23 protein-coding genes are annotated in these 24,488 nt (G+C 36.8%); 16 read left to right on the top strand and 7 right to left on the bottom strand.

Annotated elements, in window-relative coordinates:
* The first annotated feature begins 280 nt into the window (after positions 1-280).
* Entirely contained in the window at positions 281-1,804 is a 1,524-nt protein-coding gene (locus tag GTK57_RS14090; RefSeq protein ID WP_152873496.1) for a TerC family protein, read from the top strand.
* Between the two features lie 68 nt (positions 1,805-1,872).
* On the opposite strand, the gene GTK57_RS14085 is transcribed toward GTK57_RS14090, so the two are convergent.
* The 3 genes from GTK57_RS14085 to brnQ all read right to left on the bottom strand — a co-directional run bounded on the left by GTK57_RS14085 (position 1,873) and on the right by brnQ (position 4,866).
* On the bottom strand, positions 1,873-2,742 hold the full coding sequence (locus GTK57_RS14085) for an alpha/beta hydrolase family protein (protein ID WP_163124352.1): 870 nt from the start codon (positions 2,740-2,742) through the stop codon (positions 1,873-1,875).
* A gap of 213 nt (positions 2,743-2,955) precedes the next feature.
* Entirely contained in the window at positions 2,956-3,195 is a 240-nt protein-coding gene (locus GTK57_RS14080; RefSeq protein ID WP_163124349.1) for a hypothetical protein, read from the bottom strand.
* Between the two features lie 378 nt (positions 3,196-3,573).
* On the bottom strand, positions 3,574-4,866 hold the full coding sequence (brnQ, locus tag GTK57_RS14075; protein WP_163124346.1) for a branched-chain amino acid transport system II carrier protein: 1,293 nt from the start codon (positions 4,864-4,866) through the stop codon (positions 3,574-3,576).
* A gap of 344 nt (positions 4,867-5,210) precedes the next feature.
* On the opposite strand from brnQ, the gene map reads away from it, so the two are divergent.
* Positions 5,211-6,005 (top strand): type I methionyl aminopeptidase, encoded by a 795-nt coding sequence (map, locus tag GTK57_RS14070; RefSeq protein ID WP_152873500.1) that lies wholly within the window; start codon positions 5,211-5,213, stop codon positions 6,003-6,005.
* Between the two features lie 75 nt (positions 6,006-6,080).
* On the opposite strand, the gene GTK57_RS14065 is transcribed toward map, so the two are convergent.
* Positions 6,081-6,980 carry a LysR substrate-binding domain-containing protein gene (locus tag GTK57_RS14065; protein WP_152873501.1) on the bottom strand — a complete coding sequence of 300 codons (900 nt, stop codon included), beginning with the start codon at positions 6,978-6,980 and terminating at the stop codon, positions 6,081-6,083.
* A 224-nt stretch (positions 6,981-7,204) separates the two neighbouring features.
* On the opposite strand from GTK57_RS14065, the gene GTK57_RS14060 reads away from it, so the two are divergent.
* A complete protein-coding gene (locus GTK57_RS14060; protein ID WP_163124343.1) occupies positions 7,205-7,813 on the top strand; it encodes a carbonic anhydrase in 609 nt (202 codons plus the stop codon).
* Positions 7,814-7,869: 56 nt separating this feature from the next.
* Positions 7,870-8,199: a hypothetical protein gene (locus GTK57_RS14055; protein WP_152873503.1), complete on the top strand. Its 330-nt coding sequence runs from the start codon at positions 7,870-7,872 to the stop codon at positions 8,197-8,199.
* A 77-nt stretch (positions 8,200-8,276) separates the two neighbouring features.
* On the opposite strand, the gene glnG is transcribed toward GTK57_RS14055, so the two are convergent.
* Both glnG and glnL read right to left on the bottom strand, forming a co-directional pair.
* Positions 8,277-9,758, bottom strand: coding sequence for a nitrogen regulation protein NR(I) (glnG, locus tag GTK57_RS14050; protein WP_163124340.1), 1,482 nt, complete (start codon positions 9,756-9,758; stop codon positions 8,277-8,279).
* The gene (gene glnL / locus GTK57_RS14045; RefSeq protein WP_152873505.1) at positions 9,745-10,854 is read right to left on the bottom strand and encodes a nitrogen regulation protein NR(II); all 1,110 of its coding nucleotides are present in this window, start codon (positions 10,852-10,854) and stop codon (positions 9,745-9,747) included. The genes glnG and glnL overlap by 14 nt, the downstream gene beginning before the upstream one ends.
* A gap of 299 nt (positions 10,855-11,153) precedes the next feature.
* On the opposite strand from glnL, the gene rimO reads away from it, so the two are divergent.
* The 12 genes from rimO (at position 11,154) to lpxA (ending at position 23,478) form a co-directional block, all read left to right on the top strand.
* Entirely contained in the window at positions 11,154-12,545 is a 1,392-nt protein-coding gene (rimO, locus tag GTK57_RS14040; protein WP_163124337.1) for a 30S ribosomal protein S12 methylthiotransferase RimO, read from the top strand.
* Between the two features lie 45 nt (positions 12,546-12,590).
* Positions 12,591-13,319, top strand: a complete 729-nt coding sequence (gene pyrH, locus GTK57_RS14035; protein ID WP_152873507.1) for a UMP kinase — start codon at positions 12,591-12,593, stop codon at positions 13,317-13,319.
* Between the two features lie 79 nt (positions 13,320-13,398).
* Complete coding sequence (gene frr / locus GTK57_RS14030) at positions 13,399-13,953, top strand: ribosome recycling factor (RefSeq protein ID WP_152873508.1); 555 nt, start codon at positions 13,399-13,401, stop codon at positions 13,951-13,953.
* A gap of 4 nt (positions 13,954-13,957) precedes the next feature.
* Positions 13,958-14,710: a polyprenyl diphosphate synthase gene (gene uppS, locus GTK57_RS14025; protein ID WP_163124334.1), complete on the top strand. Its 753-nt coding sequence runs from the start codon at positions 13,958-13,960 to the stop codon at positions 14,708-14,710.
* A gap of 3 nt (positions 14,711-14,713) precedes the next feature.
* The gene (locus tag GTK57_RS14020; protein ID WP_163124331.1) at positions 14,714-15,538 is read left to right on the top strand and encodes a phosphatidate cytidylyltransferase; all 825 of its coding nucleotides are present in this window, start codon (positions 14,714-14,716) and stop codon (positions 15,536-15,538) included.
* Entirely contained in the window at positions 15,539-16,729 is a 1,191-nt protein-coding gene (gene ispC, locus GTK57_RS14015) for a 1-deoxy-D-xylulose-5-phosphate reductoisomerase (protein WP_163124328.1), read from the top strand.
* A gap of 12 nt (positions 16,730-16,741) precedes the next feature.
* Positions 16,742-18,097 carry an RIP metalloprotease RseP gene (rseP, locus tag GTK57_RS14010; RefSeq protein ID WP_163124325.1) on the top strand — a complete coding sequence of 452 codons (1,356 nt, stop codon included), beginning with the start codon at positions 16,742-16,744 and terminating at the stop codon, positions 18,095-18,097.
* 40 nt (positions 18,098-18,137) lie between these two features.
* Positions 18,138-20,597, top strand: coding sequence for an outer membrane protein assembly factor BamA (gene bamA, locus GTK57_RS14005; protein WP_152873513.1), 2,460 nt, complete (start codon positions 18,138-18,140; stop codon positions 20,595-20,597).
* A gap of 39 nt (positions 20,598-20,636) precedes the next feature.
* Positions 20,637-21,125 carry an OmpH family outer membrane protein gene (locus GTK57_RS14000; RefSeq protein WP_163124322.1) on the top strand — a complete coding sequence of 163 codons (489 nt, stop codon included), beginning with the start codon at positions 20,637-20,639 and terminating at the stop codon, positions 21,123-21,125.
* A 3-nt stretch (positions 21,126-21,128) separates the two neighbouring features.
* Positions 21,129-22,202, top strand: a complete 1,074-nt coding sequence (lpxD, locus tag GTK57_RS13995) for a UDP-3-O-(3-hydroxymyristoyl)glucosamine N-acyltransferase (protein WP_152873515.1) — start codon at positions 21,129-21,131, stop codon at positions 22,200-22,202.
* 5 nt (positions 22,203-22,207) lie between these two features.
* Entirely contained in the window at positions 22,208-22,693 is a 486-nt protein-coding gene (gene fabZ / locus GTK57_RS13990) for a 3-hydroxyacyl-ACP dehydratase FabZ (RefSeq protein ID WP_152873585.1), read from the top strand.
* On the top strand, positions 22,690-23,478 hold the full coding sequence (gene lpxA, locus GTK57_RS13985; protein WP_163124319.1) for an acyl-ACP--UDP-N-acetylglucosamine O-acyltransferase: 789 nt from the start codon (positions 22,690-22,692) through the stop codon (positions 23,476-23,478). Before fabZ ends, lpxA begins: the two co-directional genes overlap by 4 nt.
* Before the next feature lie 49 nt (positions 23,479-23,527).
* Here lpxA and GTK57_RS13980 read toward each other — a convergent pair whose 3' ends face one another.
* Positions 23,528-24,385 carry a YbgF trimerization domain-containing protein gene (locus tag GTK57_RS13980; protein ID WP_163124316.1) on the bottom strand — a complete coding sequence of 286 codons (858 nt, stop codon included), beginning with the start codon at positions 24,383-24,385 and terminating at the stop codon, positions 23,528-23,530.
* Between the last annotated feature and the right edge of the window lie 103 nt (positions 24,386-24,488).

Below are 24,488 nucleotides of genomic sequence, written 5' to 3'. Positions count from 1 at the left end.
TATATTTTTATGAGGTGGTTAAATAAAAAAAATGGCTGCTATATGTGAAAATTACTCTAATTATAATATTTGAACTTAAAAAATTGTTGTGTTGTTTTTATTGTAAAAATATTATTAGTTATTAGTGGTTTATGAGATATTCTAAAAAAATAAATTACAAAATTAAAAGTTTATGCATAATAGTGTTAATTATTGTTGAATAGGTTTAAAACATGGATCCGTCGCAGCGCGCAGGTCTTTATACACAGTTTCCGACTAACCAAAATGGAGTAGTGGACTAATGGAGTTTTTATTAGATCCAGGAATTTGGGTTGGTTTAATAACACTAATAATTTTGGAAATTGTTCTTGGTATTGATAACTTAGTCTTTATTGCTATTTTAGCTGAAAAACTTCCTCCAGAACAACGAGATAAAGCACGTATTATTGGTCTTTCTTTAGCGTTATTTATGCGCTTAGGACTTCTCTCTGTTATTGCGTGGCTAGTCACTTTAACAAAACCCATCGTACAATTTGCAGATTTATCATTCTCTGGTCGAGACTTGATTCTATTATTTGGTGGTTTGTTTTTGGTGTACAAAGCCGTTACAGAACTACATGAAAAAATTGAAGGAAAGCCAGAAGTTCAATCAACCTCAGAAGTTGTATATGCTGGTTTTACCATGGTGGTTGCACAAATTGTTGTGCTTGATGCCGTATTTTCGCTAGATTCAGTTATTACTGCCATTGGTATGGTCGATAATATTTACGTGATGATGGCAGCTGTGACCATTGCTGTTATTGTGATGTTAATTGCATCTAAACCACTCACTGTATTTGTAAATAGACATCCTACAGTGGTCATTCTTTGTTTAAGCTTCCTTTTACTTATTGGTATTAGCTTAATTGCAGAAGGCTTTGGTTTCCATATTCCTAAGGGGTATATTTACTCAGGTATTGGCGTTGCAATTCTGATTGAAGCATTTAATCAATTTTCAAAGCGGAACGTGGTGAAACACGAGTCGAAAATTCCACTACGTCACCGTACTGCAGATTCGATATTAAAATTGATGGGCGGACAGCTTACAACTCAAGATGCTGATGGTCATGTTCGTGAGGCAAAAGAAACATTTGCTGATGAAGAACGTTACATGATTGGTGGCGTATTAACACTTGCTGAGCGTTCGGTTGCTTCTATTATGACGCCAAGAAGCCAAATTTCTTGGGTGGATTTAGACGATAGTCCAGAAGAAATCCGTGAAAAGATTTTATCTGTACCACACAGCTTATTTCCAGTGTGCCGAGGCAGCCTAGATAAAGTGATTAGTGTTGTTCGTGCCAAAGAATTACTGGATGTTGTAGATGATCAAGATCAGTTGAAAGATTTGATTAAGCGTCATCGTCCAATTTACATTTTCGAGAAAATGAAAGTGATTGATGCTATTAATACATTACGTACATCAAAAGGATCTTTAGTTTTGGTGAGTGATGAATTTGGCGCAGTTCAAGGTCTTGTTTCACCTTTAGATGTATTTGAAGCTATTGCGGGTGAATTCCCCGATGCAGATGAACAGCTTGATTTGGTGAAGCTAGATGAGACGACATGGAAGGCGAGTGGCATGCTTGATGTGTATCAGCTTGAGCTTGAACTTGGAATGTTAGATCTTGTTGAAGATGATGCAGGATATATTAGTGTTGCAGGTCTAATACTAGAAAAAATTGAAAGTGAAGTGCAGGTTGGTTCTACATTGAATTATCAAGGAATTAGCTTTGAAGTGACCGAAATGGATTCTAATAGAATCAAAACAGTTTTAATTCGTCACTAATTTTAAGCTGTAAATAAAAAGCCTCACGATTGTGAGGCTTTTTACATTTCGTAGTGCAGGGTTGGGTATTAATTTATGTGGAGCTCATTTTCAATAATTGACCATAAGTTTTGATGGGATTTCTTAAACATAAGCATATGCCCAATCGTTTTATGGTTATAAGCTTGAGGATTGAGTTCAATCATATGGGTTTGGCTGTTGGGGTATAAACGCAGTAAATCTTTTACATTGGCTTCGGTTGCAATTTTATCATCGGATGACCAAAGAGAAATGATAGGTGCGCTAATTTTTTCATGATAGTTGTCATTTACATGAACACTGTGCCCAATTGCATTGATGATATAGCCAGATTTACCGCAGAATTGAGCCCATTGTTTTGCAACATCTTTCGGTAGGTTTTCACCCATACCAATAGCATTTGTTGGGCCATAGCCAATACTGTGTCTTGCTAACGGGAAAACAGCTTTAAACATAAGAGGTGCAAGAATTTTTGTGCGACCTTTTAAGCCTTTCACATGTCCTGTAGAGCCTGATACAGCAACAACTTTAGCGACTTTTTCATAATTTGGCACAATCCCTAAAAGCTGTCCTCCAGCACTATGCCCTAAAATAATGACTTTCTCTGTGCCTGTTTTTGTTAATAGTGTTTCAATTGCCGCAGGAATATCGAGTTGACCCCATTGCACAATACTGGCTTTTGAGTCTTTAATTCGACCGTGAAGTGAATCTCCAATGCCTCTAAAGTCGAAACTTAATACGTTATAGCCTTGTTCACTTAACCATTCAGCAAATGAGTGATAGAAATTTTTTGTAATGCCTGTAGCAGGACAAATAAGAATGGGGTGGGAGTGTTTTGTATTTGATTTCGAAGGGTAGTATCGTCCTGATAATACATAATTATCGCGACATTGAATTTGGATATCTTCAAATGTGGTCATAGCGGGAATTCAGTCATTGAATGTAATTTATAGCCAATAATGTACACAAGTTCCCAAAAGAAACTGAATGATATTTTTGACTTGAAGGTCAGATGTTGAATGGAATGTGGATTCAAATATTGAAAATGCTGATAAGCTTTTCATGATTAGGTTGTATTTGTATTTGTATTTGTATTTGTATGATTTTGAAGATGGATGACGAGCATCCACCTTCTAATCAAATGTTTTACGCTTTAAGGTTTTACGACATTTGTGATCGATGATGTTCCACATAGCAAAAGCAAGTGAAACAACAAAAGCATATACAAAGAATTCAGGTTTTAAGTTGCCTTGAATGACGCCATGTATAGCTAAAATCATCATAAGAGCAAAAGTGGTGCTTAAATACGTCACCATGTGTTTGGTCTTTAGAGTGTTAATGAAGATTTCTTTGTTGAAATGTGTTGATAACATCTCCATCCCTCCTTAGGGTTTTACTAAATCATAGTATTTTGATCGGAAATTGATTTATTAGTTGTACGCTGTATTTGATTGTATTTCAATGGCTAATACTACCATTTACATAATAAATATTAATTGGTTACATAAATAAGGTGGCTTTAATATTTATCGAACAATGGATTTCATTAAAAATACATGAATAAAGTTAAAGCATAATGTATGCCAAATATATTGGATAAAAGTATTAAATTATTTTTATGTCAATTTTGTGCTTTGAATTGTGATCTATAAACAATAAAAGTCTGTTTGGGTAAAACTAGACAATTATTGATTATATGCAAAGTTATATTTGGGTAAAACATAACTTTAAAGAACAAAGGTTAATTTTGATTATTTTTTAACTTTGTCGATCACAATACAAATCACCAGTACGCATAAAGATGGGATAAGCCATGCTAAATTTTGTGAACTTAATGGTAAATGTGTGAGAGAAGCAGGTAGATATTGATCTAAACCAGCAACTTTTAAGCCATCTACAATACCAAAAAGAAATGCGATTGCTGTAACAGGTGTAATTACTCGAGATGGATTGTTGAAAAAATTCCAACAGAAACCAAGAAGAATCACGACAATAGCAGGTGGGTAAAGTGCGCTTAAAACAGGTACAGAGAATGCAATTAGTTTTGTTAAACCTAAATTAGAAATAACAAATGAGAAGCCAACTAAAATAAATACCCAGTATTTGTAGGCAAGTTTAGTAATCTGTGAGAAGTACTCAGCACATGCACAAGTAAGGCCAATAGCTGTAACCATGCATGCAATAAAAATCATCGCACTAAGGAAAATCGAGCCAAAGTCACCAAAAGCATGTTGTACGTAAGCATGTAAAATTACCGCACCATTTGCAGCATTTGCAGCAACTTCATGGCTACCTAAACCAAGTTTAAATAAACTTAAATAAACTAAAGTTAAGCCAACACCTGAAATTAAACTTGCAATAACAGCATAACGTGTTGTTAATTTTGCATCGGTTACACCACGTGAGCGAATTGCATTAATAATCACAATACCAAATACCAATGCACCTAAAGTGTCCATGGTTAAATAACCATTTACAAAACCTTCAGAAACTGGACTATTTACATAGTTACCAATGGCAGATGGTACAAAGCCCGATGGGATGAAACATGCAGCAACACCTAAAATAACCAAAGATAAGATTTTAAGTGGAGATAGGAAATATCCAATCGTATCTAAAATTTTATTTGGATATAAAGAAACAAGCGTTACAAGTGAAAAATAAATCGCACTGTAAATTAGTAAGCTTGAAGCAGATGTACCAAAATAAGAAGAGAAGCCAATTTCATAAGAAACGGTTGCAGTTCGTGGTGTTGCAAACAAAGGACCTACAGCAAGGTAACATGAGATCGTCAAAATAAGACTAGCCACTTTACCTAAAGGTGAACTGAGGTTTTGAATAGAACCTTCAACGCGTGAAAGAGCAATAATGGTAATTACAGGTAAGCCAACAGCCGTGATTAAAAAGCCAAAAGCTGCTAACCAAACGTGTTCACCTGCTTGCTGTGCCACGATAGGTGGAAAGATAATGTTGCCTGCACCGATAAATAGTGCAAAGGTCATAAAACCTAAGGCAATAATATCCCGTGTACGTAAATTCGTCATGGAGGAGATCGGTATTTAACAAAAATGGCGATTTTAGAGTAATAAGCTCTTATTTTCTAATCGAAATACAGTGAGATATGAGTGTTTTTAATATGCGAAATATAAAATTAAACTAAAATTAAAATATGATTTAAATTATACATATGATTTTAAAGTGTAAATTAAGAATAAATCATCATGGTTAAGCCAGTTTTGATAAATAAAGCATCTATTTAATTTTTTGTAAAAAATGGTTAAGTGTTTAAAAACCAACCTATGGTGGTGCTTGAGAATTTTGTACATTCGCTTACATGTAGGTTTAAAAGGACTATAATAAACATTCATGTAATTTCGGACATAAAGAGATGCGAGCTTCCGCTGTTAAAATTAAAACTGAGCAAGATATAGAAAAGTTGCGTATTTCTGGGCGACTGGCTGCGCAAGTTTTAGAGATGATAGGGGAATACGTAAAGCCTGGTGTCACGACTGAATACTTAGATGATATTTGTAATGATTTTATTGTTAATACATTAAAGGTAATTCCTGCCAATGTGGGTTATTACGGTTATACCAAAACCACATGTATTTCTGTGAATGAGGTGGTATGTCACGGTATTCCATCTCAGAAAACGGTATTGCAAGATGGCGATATTATTAATATTGATGTTGCAATTATAAAAGATGGATACTTTGGCGATACAAGTCGAATGTACTATGTAGGTGATGTTTCACCTGCTGCAAAAAAATTATGTGACACGACATATGAAGCCATGGTTGCGGGTATTCATGCGGTAAAACCAGGTGCAACATTGGGTGATATTGGTTTTGCTATTCAAAGTGTAGCACATAGAGATGGTTATACAGTGGTACGTGAATATTGCGGACATGGTATTGGCACGACTTATCATGAACAACCTAGTGTTTTACATTATGGTCAAGCGGGTCAAGGTATGGTGCTGAAAAAAGGCATGGTCTTTACCATTGAACCTATGATTAATGCAGGTAAATCTGGCGTGAAAGAGCTGAAAGATGGTTGGACTGTAGTTACAAAAGATAAATCTTTGTCTGCGCAGTGGGAACACATGGTTGTTGTGACAGATACTGGTTTTGAGTTGTTGACGCCATGGCCTGAAGGTGTAGGTTCATATCCTGAAATTTAAAAAGAACGAAATGCGTATATGAAAAAAGCCCATCCTATTTGATGGGCTTTTTATTGTCATTCATTTCTGAAAAACTTAGTGTTGGCTTAAGTGTTCAACAAGATAGTCAATAAAAACGCGAACAGCAGGTAGTAAACCACGTTTAGATGGATAAACCGCATGAGATATACCATGTTGTGATTTCCAGTCGGGTAAAACACGAACAAGTTGCCCATTTTGTACATAATCTTTTGCAATAGGGTCTGGAAGTAAAGCCACGCCACAGTTTTGACTTGTAAGCTGAGCAATCATGAGTAAATCTGATCCCATGATCGTAGGGTTTACTTTGATTTTTTTCTGCACATTTTGATTGTTATAAACGGTAATAAATTGATCTATATGCTCATCAGCCATACTTAATATTTGATGTTTTGTAAGATCTTCAGGTGTTTTGAGGTCGCCATGTTCATTTAAATAGGCTTGTGTTGCAAATAAATGTTGTTCAATATTTGCAAAACGACGAATGATTAGGCTTGGGTCATCATCTAGGCTTGAGCGAACACGTAAAGCAATATCAATCCCTTCATTGATAATGTCTACACGACGGTTTGTTACCATCATCTGTAGTTTAATTTCAGGGTATTTCTTGAGGAAGTCTGGCAAAATTTTTGCCATTTCATTTTGAGCAATTGATACAGGCAGGCTAATTTTAATTAAGCCACGAGGCTGGGTACTTAAATGATCCACTAATTCGTGTGCTGCTTGAGCTGCATTCAGCATAACTTGAGCATGGCGATAGATATTCATACCAATATCAGTCACAGCAAAATGGCGTGAACTGCGTTGAATTAAGCGAACACCTAAACGCTCTTCAAGATTATGTACGCGACGACTTAATTTTGATTTTGGTATGTCAGTTGCTCTTTCGGCTGCACTAAAGCCGCCATGTTCAACAACCATAGCAAAACAAGAAAAATCATCTAAATCTGTAAGCATTTTTATATTCTCTTTATGCAACAATATGCTCATTAAATTTTCATTGTTCTATAAAGTCAATTTTAATTTAGTAAAATTATCAATTTTTTTCGTGTATTTATAAGAGTTTAAATGTAGTGGAACTCAGGTTTTATGTTTTAAATAGTGTGATTTGAATTGTTTTATTTGTTGCTAATTTTACATTTCTCTAAGATTTGAAACTTCCACTTTTTGTAGTTCATATTATGCGTTATACGGCAGAACAAACCTTAGATATTTTAGTTGAAGGGAATCGTAAATTTAGCTCAGGTGAGATTGCTGTGCAACGTTTTGAAGATGCACATCAAATTATGATGGCGGATCAAAAGCCAATGGCTGTTATTTTGAGTTGTTCAGATTCACGGGTATTGCCCGAGCAAATATTTTCACAAGGTTTTGGTGATGTATTTGTGATTCGTGTGGCGGGGAATATCGCTAAGCCATCACAAATTGGAAGTATTGAATATGCCGTAAAGCAATACGAAATTCCCTTGGTGGTTGTTCTTGGGCATAGTGATTGCGGTGCAATTGCATCGACTATTAATGTGTGTCGTAATCCGAATAAAGTTTTACCTGAAAACTTACAGCAAATAGTTGATGATATTAAGCCAACGGTTATTGATGTTTATGAAAACAATAAAACCGCAGAATTAGCTGAAATTGCAAAATTAGCCATACAAGAAAATGCGAAGAATATTGTGATTGAGTTATGTGAGAATTCTTCATTCTTAAAGCAACGTGTTGAAGATGGGGAATTAAAAATTGTGGCGGCTAAATTCAGTATGGATACAGCAATTGTAGAATTCTTTGATTAATTTCTGCTGCATATTCTTTTATAATGTCGGATATTTAATTTTCTGTTGTGACTAAAATGGCTTATCAACTTATTCAAACCAATATGACTGCAACAGATAATATTCAATGTCCTCATTGTAAACATGCTGTAATTGACTGGACTGAGGAGCAATATGTTCAGCCGTGTGATCATGTTTTATTTATTGCGATGGACTTGGGTTTTGAATATATTTCAGATGAATTTGAACACAGTATGTCGCGTAGCGTAGATGAAATTCACGCACATGATGATCAGCTCAATATGTTTGAAGAATTGACCAATACAAATTATCCAAATTATGTGATTTATCAAAGCGATTTAGGTGCACAAAATCTTTCAAGATATGTCGGTTTTGTTCAAGCTTAAGTTTGATGAATAAATTGCTAAAAAGAATGTAATAAAAAAGCTCCATATTGGAGCTTTTTTATTTTAGATGTATTAAGTTAATTGGGAGTTTCTACTTCTTCTTCAACGTCATCATCTACAGTGTCCATACCTAATTCTTTTAGCTTACGTGTGAGTGTATTACGTCCCCAGCCAAGTAATTCGGCAGCATGACGTTTACGACCTCGAGTTTGTTGAAGCGCAGCATTAATGAGTGAGCGTTCAAACATTGGAATGGCGATATCTAAAATCTTCATTTCACCATTCTGAAGCTTTTGACCTGCCCATTGACCCAATAATTCATCCCAGTGATGAATCGTAATGCGCTCAATATTAGGTGGAATTTCACCTTCAGGCATTTTACTTAACGGAATTTGTTTAAGTTCCGATGGTAAATCTTCAGGATAAACTTCACGACCTGTAATCATCACCGTTAGCCAACGACACGTATTTTCAAGTTGTCGTACATTACCCGGCCAAGGTAGTTTTTGAATGTATTCTTGGGTTTCTTGACGTAAGATTTTAGGGCTAACACCAAGTTCTTTACCTGCGCGAGCAAGAAAATGCTGTGCAAGCATAGGAATATCTTCGCTACGATGTGCAAGTTTTGGAATATGAATACGAATCACATTTAAACGGTGATATAAATCTTCACGGAAACGTCCATCATGAACTAGCTTTTCTAAGTCTTGATGTGTTGCAGCAACAATTCGTACATCTACTTTTACAGGAATATGTCCGCCAACACGGTAGAACTCGCCATCTGCTAAAACACGAAGTAAGCGTGTTTGCGTTTCAAAGGGCATATCACCAATTTCATCTAAAAATAGCGTACCGCCATTGGCTTGTTCGAAACGACCTTGGCGCTGCGTATTTGCACCTGTAAAAGCGCCTTTTTCATGTCCAAATAATTCAGTTTCAATTAAATCTTTTGGAATGGCAGCCATATTCAGTGCGATGAATGGTTTGCTGCTACGTGGAGAATGGCGATGAAGCGCATGTGCAACAAGTTCTTTACCTGTACCAGATTCACCATTAATTAAAACAGTAATATGCGATTGAGATAAACGACCAATGGCGCGGAATACTTCCTGCATTGCAGGTGATTCGCCAATTATTTCTGTAGATTGAATTGGCGGTGCTGTTTTTGCAGATTCTTGTTGTTGTAGCTTAGTAATGTGCAAAATTGCACGATTTACCAAGGCAAGAGCTTCATCAATATCAAAAGGTTTCGGTAAATATTCAAAAGCACCTGTTTGATAACTTGAAACTGCAGATTCTAAATCTGAATGCGCCGTCATAATAATGACAGGAAGGTCGGGGAAGTTGGCTTTTACTTTTCCTAAGAATGTAAGACCATCAATTCCCGGCATACGAATGTCTGTTAAAATGACATCAGGTGCTTCTAATGTAAGTTGATCTAAAGCAGATTGAGCTTCTTCAAAACTTGTAACATCGAAACCTTCTTCTCTAAATGTTTTTTCTAATACCCAGCGCATGGCGCGATCGTCATCAATGACCCATATTTTATTTCTCGACATGATTCGACTCCCAAGGTAAATATAAGCTAAAGATTGTTTTTCCTGGAACTGATTGGCATTCAATCATTCCGTTATGTTGATGCATTATGTTTTGCGCGATACTTAAACCAAGTCCCGTTCCTTTAGCACGTCCTGTCACTAAAGGATAAAATACAGACTCTAAAATATCTTCTGGTACACCTGGGCCATTGTCTTCAATATCAATACGAACAGCAGAGCGGTTCAATACGCTATTAATGGTGACAAGGCGTTGAATTCTTGTTCTTAAAAATAGTTCTGGTTGATGGTCGACAAAGAACTCTTTATTTTCTGTCATGGCTTGTACGGCATTTGCGCCAATATTTAAAATGACTTGAATGAGTTGATCTCGATCGGCAAGGACATCGGGTAAAGAGAGGTCATAGTCACGTGTAATTTTGATTTTCTTTTTGGTTTGATTGCTAATCAGCGAACGTACACGTTCTAAAGGCTCATGAATATTCGTTGGTTCGTAACTTGGTAATTGTCTTGAACCTAGCATCGTATCTGCTAATACACGTAAACGATCAACTTCACTAATAATAATATCGGTAAATTCTGCGTATTGTGGATCGTTCAGGCTTCTTGCAAGTAGTTGGGTCGCACCTCGAATGCCTGCAAGAGGGTTTTTAATTTCATGCGCAACACCACGTATGAGTTGGCGTGCCACTTGATGTTGTTGAACGAATTTTTCTTCTTTTGATATTTTTAACATTCGATCAATCGGATTTAATTCGATCAACAGTAAAGGGTGATATGTTTTTGAGTAATTTAATAAAGAAACAGAGTAATCGACATGAATGTCTTTGAAGTTAACATTGATGGTTGCTTCACGACGTGTATAAGGTTGCCCCGTACGAATAGAATTATTTAAGGCTTCTTCTGTATTAAACTCATCGCTTGGAACGTGAAGTAAATTAAGAACAGGCTGACCCGCAGCACGTAATAAACTAATATCAAACAAGGTTTCGCAAGATGAGTTTAGATAAAAAATATTCAGATTACTGTCGACCAGTAGAATGGCAGTGGCCAAATTATCTACCAACAAACGATAGTCGATAGTCGAGTCTTGATCCATTTGTTATAAAGTCCTGTTTGCAAAATGCAGAAGCATCTTCGTAAAGCAATAATTCCGAAAAAAAGAACATAATTGATGCAAGTTACTGCAACATCTGAGCCAACTTGTTTAAATTGGGCAAAAATTGCTACTAAAAATTCAAAAATGCCCTTAAATTGTTCCGATCTACAAAGATATAGCGGATAGAGAAAACAATGTAAATAGTTTATGCACAATAATGGTGCGACTGTAATTATATGATTATTTTTATGGCTGTATTTTGGTGCGACATGTAAAGAGTGGGCTTTATAACTATTTTTATGTTTAGAAAAGACATACAATATGCGCATTATAGTGGAGCGCAGATTCATGAAATCCCCAAAGTCGGTTTTGTTTCTTTAGGTTGTCCTAAGGCATTGGTAGATTCCGAACGAATTTTAACTCAGTTGAAGACTGAAGGTTATGATGTAGCGTCAGATTATGACGGTGCGGATTTAGTTGTTGTAAATACCTGTGGTTTTATTGAATCTGCAGTACAAGAGTCTTTAGACGCAATTGGCGAAGCCATGAGCGCGAACGGTCGTGTTATTGTGACAGGCTGCCTCGGTAAAGACGAAGCAAAAATCCGTGAAATGCATCCAAATGTATTAAAGGTTACAGGTGCTGCGGCATATCAAGAAGTGATGGAAGCTGTGCACGAATATGTGCCTGAGCCACCAAAACACAATCCATTTATCGATTTAGTTCCAGCGCAAGGTATTCGCCTTACGCCTAAACATTATGCTTATTTGAAAATTTCAGAAGGTTGCAACCATCGTTGTACGTTCTGCATTATTCCAAGTATGCGTGGTGATTTAGTTTCTCGTCCTGTTGGTTCTGTATTAAGCGAAGCACAAGCATTGAAAAATGCAGGTGTGAAAGAAGTATTAGTGATCTCCCAAGATACTTCTGCTTATGGTTTAGATACTAAATACAAACTTGACTTCTGGAATGGTCAGCCGGTTAAGACTAAATTCTTCGACATGTGTGAAGCTTTAGGTCAGCTTGGTATTTGGGTTCGTTTACATTATGTATACCCATATCCACATGTAGATGCTGTTATTGATTTAATGGCACAAGGTAAAATCCTGCCATATTTAGACATTCCTTTTCAACATGCCAGTCCGCGCATCTTAAAACTGATGAAGCGACCAGCACATAGTGAAAATACTTTAGATCGTTTAACAGTATGGCGTGAAAAATGCCCTGATCTTGTTATTCGCTCTACATTTGTTGTTGGCTTCCCAGGTGAAACCGAAGAAGACTTCCAAATGTTGTTGGATTGGTTGAAAGAAGCTCAGTTAGATCGAGTGGGTTGTTTCACGTATTCACCAGTTGAAGGTGCAACAGCAAACGATTTACCAGATCATGTTCCTGAAGAAATCAAACAAGAGCGTTACGAGCGCTTCATGGAAGTCCAACAAGCCATTTCTGCTGCGAAATTACAAAAGCGTATTGGTAAAGTGATGACGGTGTTGGTTGATGACTTGGATGAAGAATTCCCAGTTGCAATTGCACGTTCATATGCGGATGCACCTGAAATTGATGGTAATGTTTTTGTTGAAGATATCGATAAGTCGTTAATTAAGTCTGGTGATTTACTTGAAGTCGAAATTACAGATGCAGATGAATACGATTTATATGCAAAACTGATCTCGATTAAATCTGCTTAAGATTTGAATACCTAATAATTTAAATTAGATAATTTGGAGTTTTTGATGATGGATTCTAAAAAGCCACGTTTTGGCCGCATTCTGTTAAAACTTTCAGGCGAAGCGCTTGCGGGTAATAAAGACATGGGGATCGATGCACAAGTACTCGATCAAATGTCTTTGGCAATTGCGCATTTAGTTGGTTTAGGTGTTCAAGTTGGTATTGTTGTTGGTGGTGGTAATTTATACCGTGGTAGCCAATTACAAAAAGATGGTTTGGTTGGTCGCGTAACGGGCGATCAAATGGGTATGCTTGCAACTGTGATGAACGGTTTGGCATTACGTGATGCTTTGGTGCGTCGTAATATCAAAACACGTTTATTGTCTGCATTGCCTATTGGTACTGTAGTTGAGTCTTACTCAAGCCGTGATGCGATTCGTCATTTAACACGTGGTGAAGTATGTGTATTTGTTGCGGGAACGGGTAATCCATTCTTTACAACCGATACAGCTGCATGCTTACGTGGTATCGAAATTGAATCTGATTTAATTTTGAAAGCAACAAAAGTAGATGGCGTTTACAACAAAGACCCAAGTAAATTTGATGATGCTGTTAAATATGACACATTAACTTTTGATCAAGTTCTTGACGAAAAATTAGGTGTGATGGATTTAACAGCAATTTGTTTATGTCGTGATCACAATGTGCCACTACAAGTATTCGATATGAATAAATCAGGCGCTTTACTTTCAGTCGTAATGGGTGAAAAAGAAGGAACTCACGTTACGAATTAATGTACGTGGGCCTGAAAGCTCTTTATACTACACGCTATTTTAGTAATTACATCTCAAAGAATTTAGTAAGGAAGATCATATGATTAACGATCTTAAGAAAGACGGCGAACAACGCATGCAAAAGACACTTGAGTCTTTAGACTTAGGTTTTCAAAAAGTACGTACAGGTCGCGCGCACCCATCAATTCTCAATGGTGTAATGGTGCCTTACTATGGTTCAGATGTGCCTTTGAACCAAGTTGCAAACGTAGGTGCTGAAGATTCACGCACATTACTTGTTCAACCTTTTGAACGTACAATGGTTGCTGCAATTGATAAAGCCATTCGTGAGTCTGACTTAGGTTTGAACCCTATTACAGCAGATGCAATTCGTGTTCCACTTCCAGCATTAACTGAAGAAACACGTCGTGACATGCAGAAAGTTGCGCGTTCTGAAGCAGAAAATGCAAAAGTTGCACTTCGTAATATTCGCCGTGATATTTTGGGTGATGTTAAAGCATTATTGAAAGAGAAAGAAATCTCTGAAGATGATGATCGTCGCGCAGGTGATGAAGTTCAAAAAATGACAGATAAATTCGTAGCTGAAGTAGATTCACGCTTGGCTGCGAAAGAAGCAGAATTAATGAAGGTCTAATTTAATGACCCAAGTTGAAGACTGTTTATATCTTCCGAAACATGTTGCCGTCATTATGGACGGCAACAATCGTTTTGCTAAAAAAAATCAATTGGATACAGGTAGTGGACACCGCGAAGGTAAAAATGTCCTAGATCCAATTGTTGAGCATTGCCGAAAAAGAAAAATTGAGGCACTGACTGTTTTTGCTTTTTCGAGTGAAAACTGGAATCGCCCTCAGTTCGAGGTTGATTTACTCATGCAATTGTTGGAAGACACAATTCTTGAGCAAATTCCACGCATGGAAGAGTTTAATATTGCTTTGCGTTTTATTGGGGATCGGACTCTGTTATCTTCAAAATTGCGTGACCTTATGTTGCAAGCTGAAGAAAGGACTGCTAAGTTCGACAGCATGACCTTAACTATTGCAATTAGTTATGGTGGTATGTGGGATATGGCGCAAGCTGCAAAACAAATTGCCTTAGATGTTAAAAATGATAAATTAAAACTTGATGACATCGATACAGAAGTATTTGGTCAATATGTTAGCTTGAGTGATTTACCAGCTGTGGATTTGTTGATCCGTACAGGTGGAGATTATCGTTTGTCTAATTTTTTATTATGGCAAGCAGCATATGCAGAGTTATATTTTAGCAAAACATTATGGCCTGAGTTTACTGTCGAAGAGTTCGATTTTGCGCTTGCAGAATTTGCAAATCGCGAACGTCGTTTTGGTAAAACTTCAGAGCAAATTCAACAAAAGAAATTTGAGAATTAATACATGTTAGAGCGGATTATTACCGCATTGGTTTTGGTGGCTGTGGTATTGAGTTGTATGTTTGCAACGCAATCAGACTATCCAATGCTGGTGTTGATGATTGTTGCTGCTGGGGTTGCTGGTTATGAGTGGTTTAAACTCATGCCTAAGACAACTGATAGTGTAATAAAACCAATGGCTTGGGGTTTTGGTGTAATTACAGTAGCACTTTCAGCGCTTGCTCTCTATTACAGTGATATTGCACTGTTGCTATGGATAGCATCTATATTTATCTGGTTCCTGAGTATTCGTTGGGTGAAGTCATACCCAGAATATGATGGTTGGTATAATATTTCCCTTCATTTTATTGGTTTTGTCCTCATTTCGGCAGCTATTACTGCAATTTTTTCCGTTTGGGATAGTTCTCCTTGGTGGTTAATGTACTTGTTCCTATTGGTTTGGGGCGCAGATAGTGGTGCATATTTTGTGGGGCGTAAACTAGGTAAACGTAAACTAGCACCTCATGTGAGCCCAAATAAATCGATTGAAGGCTTATTAGGTGGTGTGTTTGTAACTACAATTATTATTATTGTGGTTGAAGTGGTTTATCTAGATTTAACTCTGATTCAACATATTCTATTTTTGATTCTTTCAGTCATTACTGTATTTAGTTCAGTATTGGGTGACTTGTTAGAGTCAATGATCAAACGTCGTGCAGGCATTAAAGACTCAGGTCGAATTTTACCTGGTCATGGTGGCGTATTAGATCGTATTGATTCTTTACTTGCTGCAGCTCCAGTATTTGCAGTAGGTCTGTATGTTTTAAAACTTATTGGCGTAGATTTATAAATGTCTCAAACTGTTTGTATATTAGGTGTTACGGGTTCAATTGGTCAAAGTACCTTAAAAATACTAGAGCAACATCCAGATCAATATTCGGTATTTGCGGTTACAGCACATAGTCGAATTGATGAACTTGTTCAAATATGCAAACAGTTTCATCCTAAAGTTGCAGTTGTTCCTGCTCAAAAAGTAGATGAATTAAAGCAAAAATTAAATGCTGAAAAGCTTGTTGATATTGAAATCTTATCAGATGAGGCAGGATTAATAGCTGTTGCCGAACATTCATCTGTTGATATTGTGATGGCGGCAATTGTGGGTGCGGCTGGTTTGTTACCAACATTGGCTGCAGTGAAAGCAGGTAAGCGGGTATTGCTTGCAAACAAAGAAGCATTGGTGATGTCTGGTGATATCATGATGCAAACTGCACGTGAGTCAAACGCTTTACTCTTGCCTGTAGATTCAGAACACAACGCAATTTTCCAAAGTTTACCTCAAGATTATTTACAAACTGAGCGTAATGGAAAGCCAAAGCAAGGTGTTTCACAAATTTTGCTTACAGCTTCGGGTGGGCCATTTCTAAATCATTCGTTAGAGCAATTGGAAACGGTTACACCTGCACAAGCGTGTAAGCATCCAAATTGGTCAATGGGGCAGAAAATATCTGTCGATTCTGCGACACTAATGAATAAAGGTTTGGAGTTGATTGAAGCCTGTCATTTGTTTGCAGTAGAAGAACAATTTGTTACAGTTGTAATTCATCCACAAAGTATTATTCATTCTTTAGTTCAATATGTAGATGGTTCAACTTTGGCACAAATGGGCAATCCTGATATGTGTACACCTATCGCTCATGCTTTAGCGTGGCCTAAGCGCATTCAGACACATGTGCCACCGCTTAATTTATTTATGAATAATCAATTAGATTTTCAAGAACCTGATACAACACGTTTTCCTGCATTGGATTTAGCAAGACAAGCCATGAAAGTAGGTGGTTTAGCACCTGCAATTTTAAATGCTGCTAATGAAATTGCAGTTGCTGCATTTTTGAAGAATAAAATAAAATTTACAGATATCCCTAAAATTGTTGAAAAAACTTTAAATAGTATTGCAATTGCACCTGCTGAATCGATTGAAACAATTTTACAAGTCGATCAAGAAGCTCGTATAGTTGCTCAACAATTTGTGATTGGATGTTAACGGAGTAACAAAATGAATGCCATTTTTATGATAGTCGCAGCCATTTTATTGCTTGGTCCCTTAATTGCGATTCATGAATTTGGTCATTATTTTGTGGCACGTAAATTAGGCGTTAAAGTTCTTGTTTATTCCATTGGTTTTGGTCCAACACTTTTAAAATGGACATCTAAAAAATCGGGTATTCAATATCAATTATCTGCATTGCCTTTGGGTGGCTACGTCAAAATGTTAGACGAGCGCGAAGGTAATGTTTCAGAAGAAGATTTGCCAAAAGCATTTAATAGACAACATCCATGGAAACGAATTGCAATTGTTGCTGCGGGACCATTGATTAATTTAGCCTTTGCTGTGGTTCTATTTTGGATATTATTTCTTCCATCTCAAGAACAGCTAAATACACGAGTTGGTAGTATTGTTCCAAATTCACCTGCTGCAACTGTACAAATGCAAGTCGGTGATAAAATTACAGCAATTGATGGGACAGCTGTTTCATCTTGGGAAAAATTAAACTTTGCACTGGTTGATCGAGTAGGTGAAACAGGTGTGATTAGTGTTGATGCTGATCGTGCTGGCAAATCGGAAAACTTTAAACTTCCAATTCAAGATTTTCTAAAAGATCAAAGTCAATCACCATTAGAATCATTAGGTTTTACGCCATACCGTCCGCATATTTCAGCTTTTATTACCAAACTTAGTGATGATGGTGCTGCAATTCGTCAAGGGATGAAAGTAGGTGATAAAATTATTGCCATTGATAACATTAAAATGAATGATTGGTTTGATGTTGTTAAAGTGGTTCAATCTTCACCAGAAAAACTATTAAAAATAGATGTATTAAGACAAAATAAATTGGTTCATCTTGAGGTGATGCCTCAGGGTAAACGAGATAATATGGGTAATGTTTCTGGTGTTCTTGGTGTACAAAGTGATCCAGGAAAGGTTACAGTACCTGCTGAATATAAACAAATGATTCAATATTCACCTGTTGAAGCTTTGACTATGGCTGTTGATAAGACGGGTCAAATTTCAGGGATGATTTTAAATTCAATTGTTAAAATGTTTCGTGGTTTAATTGGCTTAGATAATTTATCTGGTCCAATTACCATTGCAAAAGTCGCTGGGCAAAGTGCAGAAATGGGATGGCAAACATTTATCTCATTTATGGCGCTTATGAGTGTAAGTCTTGGTATATTAAATTTATTGCCAATTCCTATGCTGGATGGTGGACATTTAGTTTATTATTTTATAGAACTAATACGTGGTAAACCAGTTTCTGAACAAATACAAATGGTTGGTTTGAAAATTGGTATGGTACTGCTTGGGAGCATGATGCTCTTGGCATTATTTAACGACTTTATGCGTTTATAAAAAAACGTGGATGATATAATTAACATTGGAAAATACTGGCATGCATCACAAAAACCTTTTTATGCCTTTAGCACTGATCAGTGCAATGGCAGCAGTACAACAAGTAAATGCAGCAAATGACTTTGTCGTACGAGATATAAAAATAGATGGACTTGTACGTTTAACGCCAGCCAATGTTTATGGTCTAATCCCCGTAGGTAGTGGTGATCGTGTAAATGATGCCACTATTTCCGATTCAATTCATGCTTTATACGCATCGGGTTTGTTTGATGATATTAAAGTGTCAAATGAAAATGATGTGCTTGTATATCGTGTTGTAGAACGCCCAATTATTTCTAAAGTGGAATTTAAAGGCAATAAACTCATTCCAAAAGAAGCTTTGCAAGAAGGCTTGAAGAAAATGGGTGTTGCTGAAGGTGAAGTTCTTAAAAAGTCTGCCATTCAAACACTTGAATCAGAACTTGCACAGCAATATATGCAACAAGGTCGCTATGAAGCAACTGTAAAAGTGATTTCAACACCTCGTCCAAATAACCGTGTAGATTTAACGGTAGAGTTTGCTGAAGGTAAAGCTGCAAAAGTTGTAGATATCAATATTATTGGTAATACAGTATTTAAAGACAGTGATATTAAACAAGCATTTGCGATTAAAGAAAGTGGTTGGAGCTCAATTGTTACACGTAACGACCGCTATGCACGTGAAAAAATGGCTGCAAGCTTAGAGTCATTACGTGCTTTGTATTTAAATAAAGGTTATATCAACTTTAACATCAATAATTCTAATTTAAATATTAGTGAAGATAAGAAAAATATCTTTGTTGAAGTATCTGTGGATGAGGGTGAGCAATTTAAGTTTGCTGAAACCAAGTTCTTGGGCGATGCTCTTTACTCATCTGATGAATTAAAAACGCTTCAAATCTATAAAGAAGGCGATATTTATTCACAAGAAAAAGTAAATAACGTTAAGCAATTACTACTGCGTAAATATGGTAATGCAGGTTATTACTATGCGGAAGTGAATGTTGTTCCTGAAATTGATAATGAAACAAAGCAAGTAGGATTAAACTACTACATCAATCCAGGTCAAAAAGTTACAGTACGTCGTATTAATTTCTCAGGTAATACAAAAACTGATGATCAAGTGCTTCGTCGTGAAATGCGCCAAATGGAAGGTGCATTAGCGAGCAACGAAAAAATTGATCTATCTAAAGTACGTTTAGAGCGTACAGGTTATTTTAAAACTGTTGATGTTAAGCCTGAGCGTGTGCCAGGTTCGCCAGACCAAGTCGATTTAAATGTTGCAGTTGAAGAACAGCATTCAGGTACAAGTACACTCGCTGTTGGCTTCTCACAAAGTGGTGGTATGACCTATCAAGCAGGTTTAAGTCAAACCAACTTCTTTGGTACTGGTAATAGTGTTGCAATTGATTTATCTCGTTCGCAAACTCAAGATTACTACAACCTTAGCGTTACAGATCCATACTTCACGATTGATGGTGTTCGTCGTGGATACAATATGTACTACCGTAAAACAAAACTAAACGACGATTACAACGTTAATAACTATGTAACAGATAGTTTGGGTGGTGGTTTAACCTTTGGTTATCCTATTGATGAAAATCAAAGCATTAGTATGGGTCTAAATATTGATAATACAGAAGTAACGACAGGCCCTTATGTATCTACATATATTCGCGATTACTTATTGTCACATGGCGGTAAAGTGACAGGGTATGGGGATTATTGCAATGCAACACCTGGTGGTGCTTCGTGTGGTGATTTTAAAGGGAATGAATTTAAGGGTGACTTCTTAACATTTAACCTGAATTTAGGTTGGTCATACAATACGTTAAACCGCCCAGTTTTCCCGACATCGGGTATGTCACATCGTGTGAATGCTGAAATTGCTGTTCCGGGTGGCGATGTTGAATATCAAAAATTAACTTATGATGCACAAGCGTTTTTCCCATTGGGTAAAGATTTTGTACTCCGTGGTTATGGTAAGTTAGGCTACGGTAACGATTTACCATTCTTTAAAAACTTCTATGCAGGTGGTTATGGTTCGGTACGTGGTTATGACAATAGTACTTTAGGTCCTAAATATCCAACTGTTAACTCTGAAAATGGTGGTGTAAGTACAGATTCGCGCTATTCGAATAATGAAGAAGTTGGTGGTAATGCTTTAGTGCAATTTGGTACTGAGCTTGCACTCCCTGTTCCATTTAAAGGTGATTGGGCACGTCAATTTAGACCAGTTATTTTTGCTGAAGGTGCACAAGTATTTGATACTAAATGTGATGTACCACAATCTGCGGAAAGTAAACAATTCTGTAAAGATAATAATGGTTTCGATATGGGGAATATGCGTTATAGCGTAGGTGTTGGCTTTACATGGATTACCATGATTGGTCCATTATCACTGAGCTATGCATATCCATTGAATGAAAAACCAGGTGATGAAACCAAAAATATTCAATTCGAAATTGGTCGTACTTTCTAAGTGCGGCTAAGTCTTTATATTAACTAGGAAACATATAACATGAAAAAAATATTATTAGCGTTGACTACAGGCTTGGCATTCACAGCAGTTCAAGCAGCAGATTATGGTATTGTTGATGTTGAAAAAGTGGTGCAAGGTAGCACTTACTTGAAACAACAGCAAAATACATTGCAACAATCTATTAAGTCACAAACAACTCAAATTGAACAGCTTCAAAAAGATTTAGCAGCGCTTCAACAAAAAGCGCAAACAGCTAAATTGACAGATGCTGAAAAGAAGAAAATGTCGACTGATTTCGAAGCGAAAGCGACTCAGTTGAATTCTTTACAGCAACAGGTTCAATCTAAAGTGCAAACCACAATGCAAGCAACGAACACAACATTTGAAACACGTGTGAAAACAGCTGCTGAACAAGTGCGCAAAGAAAATAAACTAGATGTGGTTTTAAATAAAAATTCAGTACTCGCTTCTGATGTTAGTGCTGATTTAACTGATAAAATTATTCAAAAGGTTAATGCAATTAAATAATATATGAAACATCAATTTTATCGCTTAGAAAGCCTTGCACAGAAAGTACAAGCGAAATATTCAGGGCAAGCCGATCTGCAATTAATGGGGTTGGCGAGTCTTGAGCATGCGAGTGAAAATCAACTTGCTTTTGTGAATGGCGAAAAGTATATCAATCAAGCGAAAGTGTCTAAAGCGGGTGCACTCATTGTCACACAAGCTTATAAAGACTTGCTTGAGGGATATCATTCAAACTTTTTAGTTGTGGATAGCCCATATTTGGCTTTTGCGATTTTAACCCATGTTTTTGAGCGTAAGCATTTAGAACGTGGTATTGAAAGTACAGCACAAATCCATCCTTCAGCAATTGTTTCAGAAACGGCATACGTTGGTCATTATGTCGTGATTGGTGAAAACTGTGTTGTGGGTGATGATTCTGTCATTCACTCGCATGTTAAAATTGATGATTTTGTTGAAGTTGGAAAAAATTGCTTTATTGACTCTCATGTTACGTTAACAGGCGAGTGTAAAGTAGGCGATCGAGTTCGTATTCATGCAAATACTGTTGTTGGGAGTGAAGGTTTTGGCTTTGCACCATATCAGGGAAAATGGCATAGAATTGTACAATTAGGTTCAGTACGTATTGGTAATGATGTGCGTCTTGGTTCAAATTGTAGTATCGATCGTGGTGCTTTAGACGACACGATTATAGAAGATGGTGTGGTAATTGATAACCTTGTGCAAATTGCGCATAACGTTAAAATTGGATCTAACACAGCAATTGCTGCAAAGTCAGCGATTGCTGGTAGTTCAATAATTGGCAAAAACTGTGTACTTGCAGGTGCTGTTGGTGTGGTTGGGCATATTCAAATCGTTGATAATGTAACGATTACGGCAATGTCAATGGTCACAAAAAGTATTTTAGAAGAAGGAACATATTCTTCTGGAACAGTAGTAATGCCAAATTCTCAATGGAAACGTGCAGCTGTAAGGTTGAAACAATTAGCAGATGTGCCATTGACCCAATTGGTCAAAAAAATTGATGATATGCAATCAAAAATTGAATCCCTTGAATCAACACTAAAATTGCGTAAATAATTATGATGACAGAGTCTACAGTTACAACGTTCACGAAACCAACGCTACCCATGAATATTAATGTAATTCGTGAGTATTTGCCGCATCGCTATCCTTTTTTACTCGTTGATCGTGTGACTGAGGTAACTGAAAATGCGATTGTTGGTTATAAAAATGTCACGATTAATGAAGAATTTTTTCAAGGACATTTTCCTGAATATCCAATTATGCCGGGTGTGTTAATTATTGAGGCTTTGGCGCAAGTTTCAGGCGTGCTTGGTTTTATTATGAATGATGAAAAGCCAACATCGGGTTCATTGTTCCTTTTTGCTGGCGCAGAAAAAGTTCGATTTAGAAAACAAGTCGTTGCTGGTGATCAACTTGTATTAAAATCTGAATTAGTAATGCAAAAACGTGGCATTTACAAGTATCATTGTACTGCTTCAGTTGATGGTATTGTTGCCGCAGCTGCAGAAATTATGATTTCACACCAAAGAACAGGGCAGGCATGAGTAATAACGAACTTATTCACCCAACGGCTATTATTGATTCATCAGCTGAAATTGCATCTGATGTACAGATCGGTCCATATTGTATTATTGGCCCTAAAGTAACCATTGGCTCAGGCACAAAGTTACACTCACACGTTGTTGTTGGTGGATATACTCGCATTGGTAAAAATAATGAAATTTTTCAATTTGCGAGCGTTGGTGAAGTTTGTCAGGATTTGAAATACGCTGGCGAAGAAACATGGCTTGAAATTGGTGACCATAACTCGATTCGCGAACACTGTAGTTTGCATCGAGGAACTGTGCAAGATAATAGCCTTACAAAAGTAGGTAGCCATAATTTACTTATGGTAAATACACATATTGCACATGACTGTATTGTGGGCGATCACAATATTTTTGCAAATAATGTGGGTGTTGCAGGGCATGTGCATGTAGGCGATTTTGTTGTTATTGGTGGTAACTCAGGTATTCATCAATTTTGTAAAATTGACTCTTATAGCATGATTGGTGGTGCATCTTTAATTTTAAAAGATGTTCCTGCTTATGTCATGGTGTCTGGTAATCCAGCGCATGCATCTGCAATGAATGTTGAGGGTATGCGACGTAAAGGCTGGTCGAAGGAAGTGATCCAAGGTCTTCGAGAAGCATTTAAACTTATTTATAAGGCTGGTTTAACAACAACCGAAGCGCTTGATAAAATTCGTAAAGAAATTTTGCCAGAAGTGCCAGAAGTTCAACGTTTAATTGACTCTGTTGAAGAATCTAAACGAGGTATCGTTCGTTAAGATTCTTTGTTTTAAGTCTAGAAAAAAGACACCTAAAGGTGTCTTTTTTTTATTTCTTCAAAAAGCCAGCTTCTTCAGATTTTGGATAATTTGTTAAGATTTGATTTTTATATTTATTGGCTAGAGCTGCATTCTTATCGACATTCAATGAAATACTATGGAGTCTATAGAGTGCGCTAGATGCTTTTGAAGAGTTTGGATACTTGTTGGCAACGATTTCAAAATTCTTTTTTGCATCTAAATAATTTGTAGGATCTGTCCCTAAATTAAACTCTGCTAACCAAAAATAGGCATTACTGATGTAAGCACTATTGGGATGGTTCTTAATAAATGCCTGCATCGGGGCAATGGCTTTTTTTGCTCCGCCTTGTTTATATGCTTCTAAAGCAACGGTATACGCTACTTTATCTGCTTCATCTTTATTCTTGCTTGGGTTGACTTGTGCAGATGGTGTACTTTGAGCTTTTACTGCTGTGGTGGTCGTATTTACAGCGGATTTTGTGTTTGTGCTGGGAGAAGTATCTTGTTGGTTATCCTCCTCTGGCTTAGCAACAGAATCTGGATCTACCTTTTCTTGTAGTAATTCTAAGCGTTGATCTAAATCTGTGTAGCGGTTTTGCAAATCGTGTTTAAGTTGAGCAATTTCATTGTCTTGCTCTTCCATTTTGCCTCTTAAACTACGAATATCATTTTCCAAACGTTCTGCTTTTTGCATTAATTGCCAGTTTAGATTGGTTGGTGTTGTCGTTACGCTATCATCTGCTGAATTTGAGGTGTTAATTGCAGTTGGTGTTGCTGCTACATAATTGCCTGCATCTTGGCTTAACCCTCTAGATTCAATTGGAATAGCGTATAGGGGAGCCGAGCAGAGCAAGGTAATTGTAAATAAAGTATGCTTTTTTAGCATAAGATAATTTCCATTTTAGATTAGTGTATAGGTCAAAACGTTATGACCAAAAATTATTTTGATCTTGATATTTAAAACGTCTAGACACTGAATTGCAATACGC

This window comes from Acinetobacter portensis, from assembly GCF_010646905.1.
Classification (GTDB): domain Bacteria; phylum Pseudomonadota; class Gammaproteobacteria; order Pseudomonadales; family Moraxellaceae; genus Acinetobacter; species Acinetobacter portensis.
The sequence above is the reverse complement of the archived record's forward strand: the minus strand, read 5'-3'. Positions and strand labels throughout refer to the sequence as shown.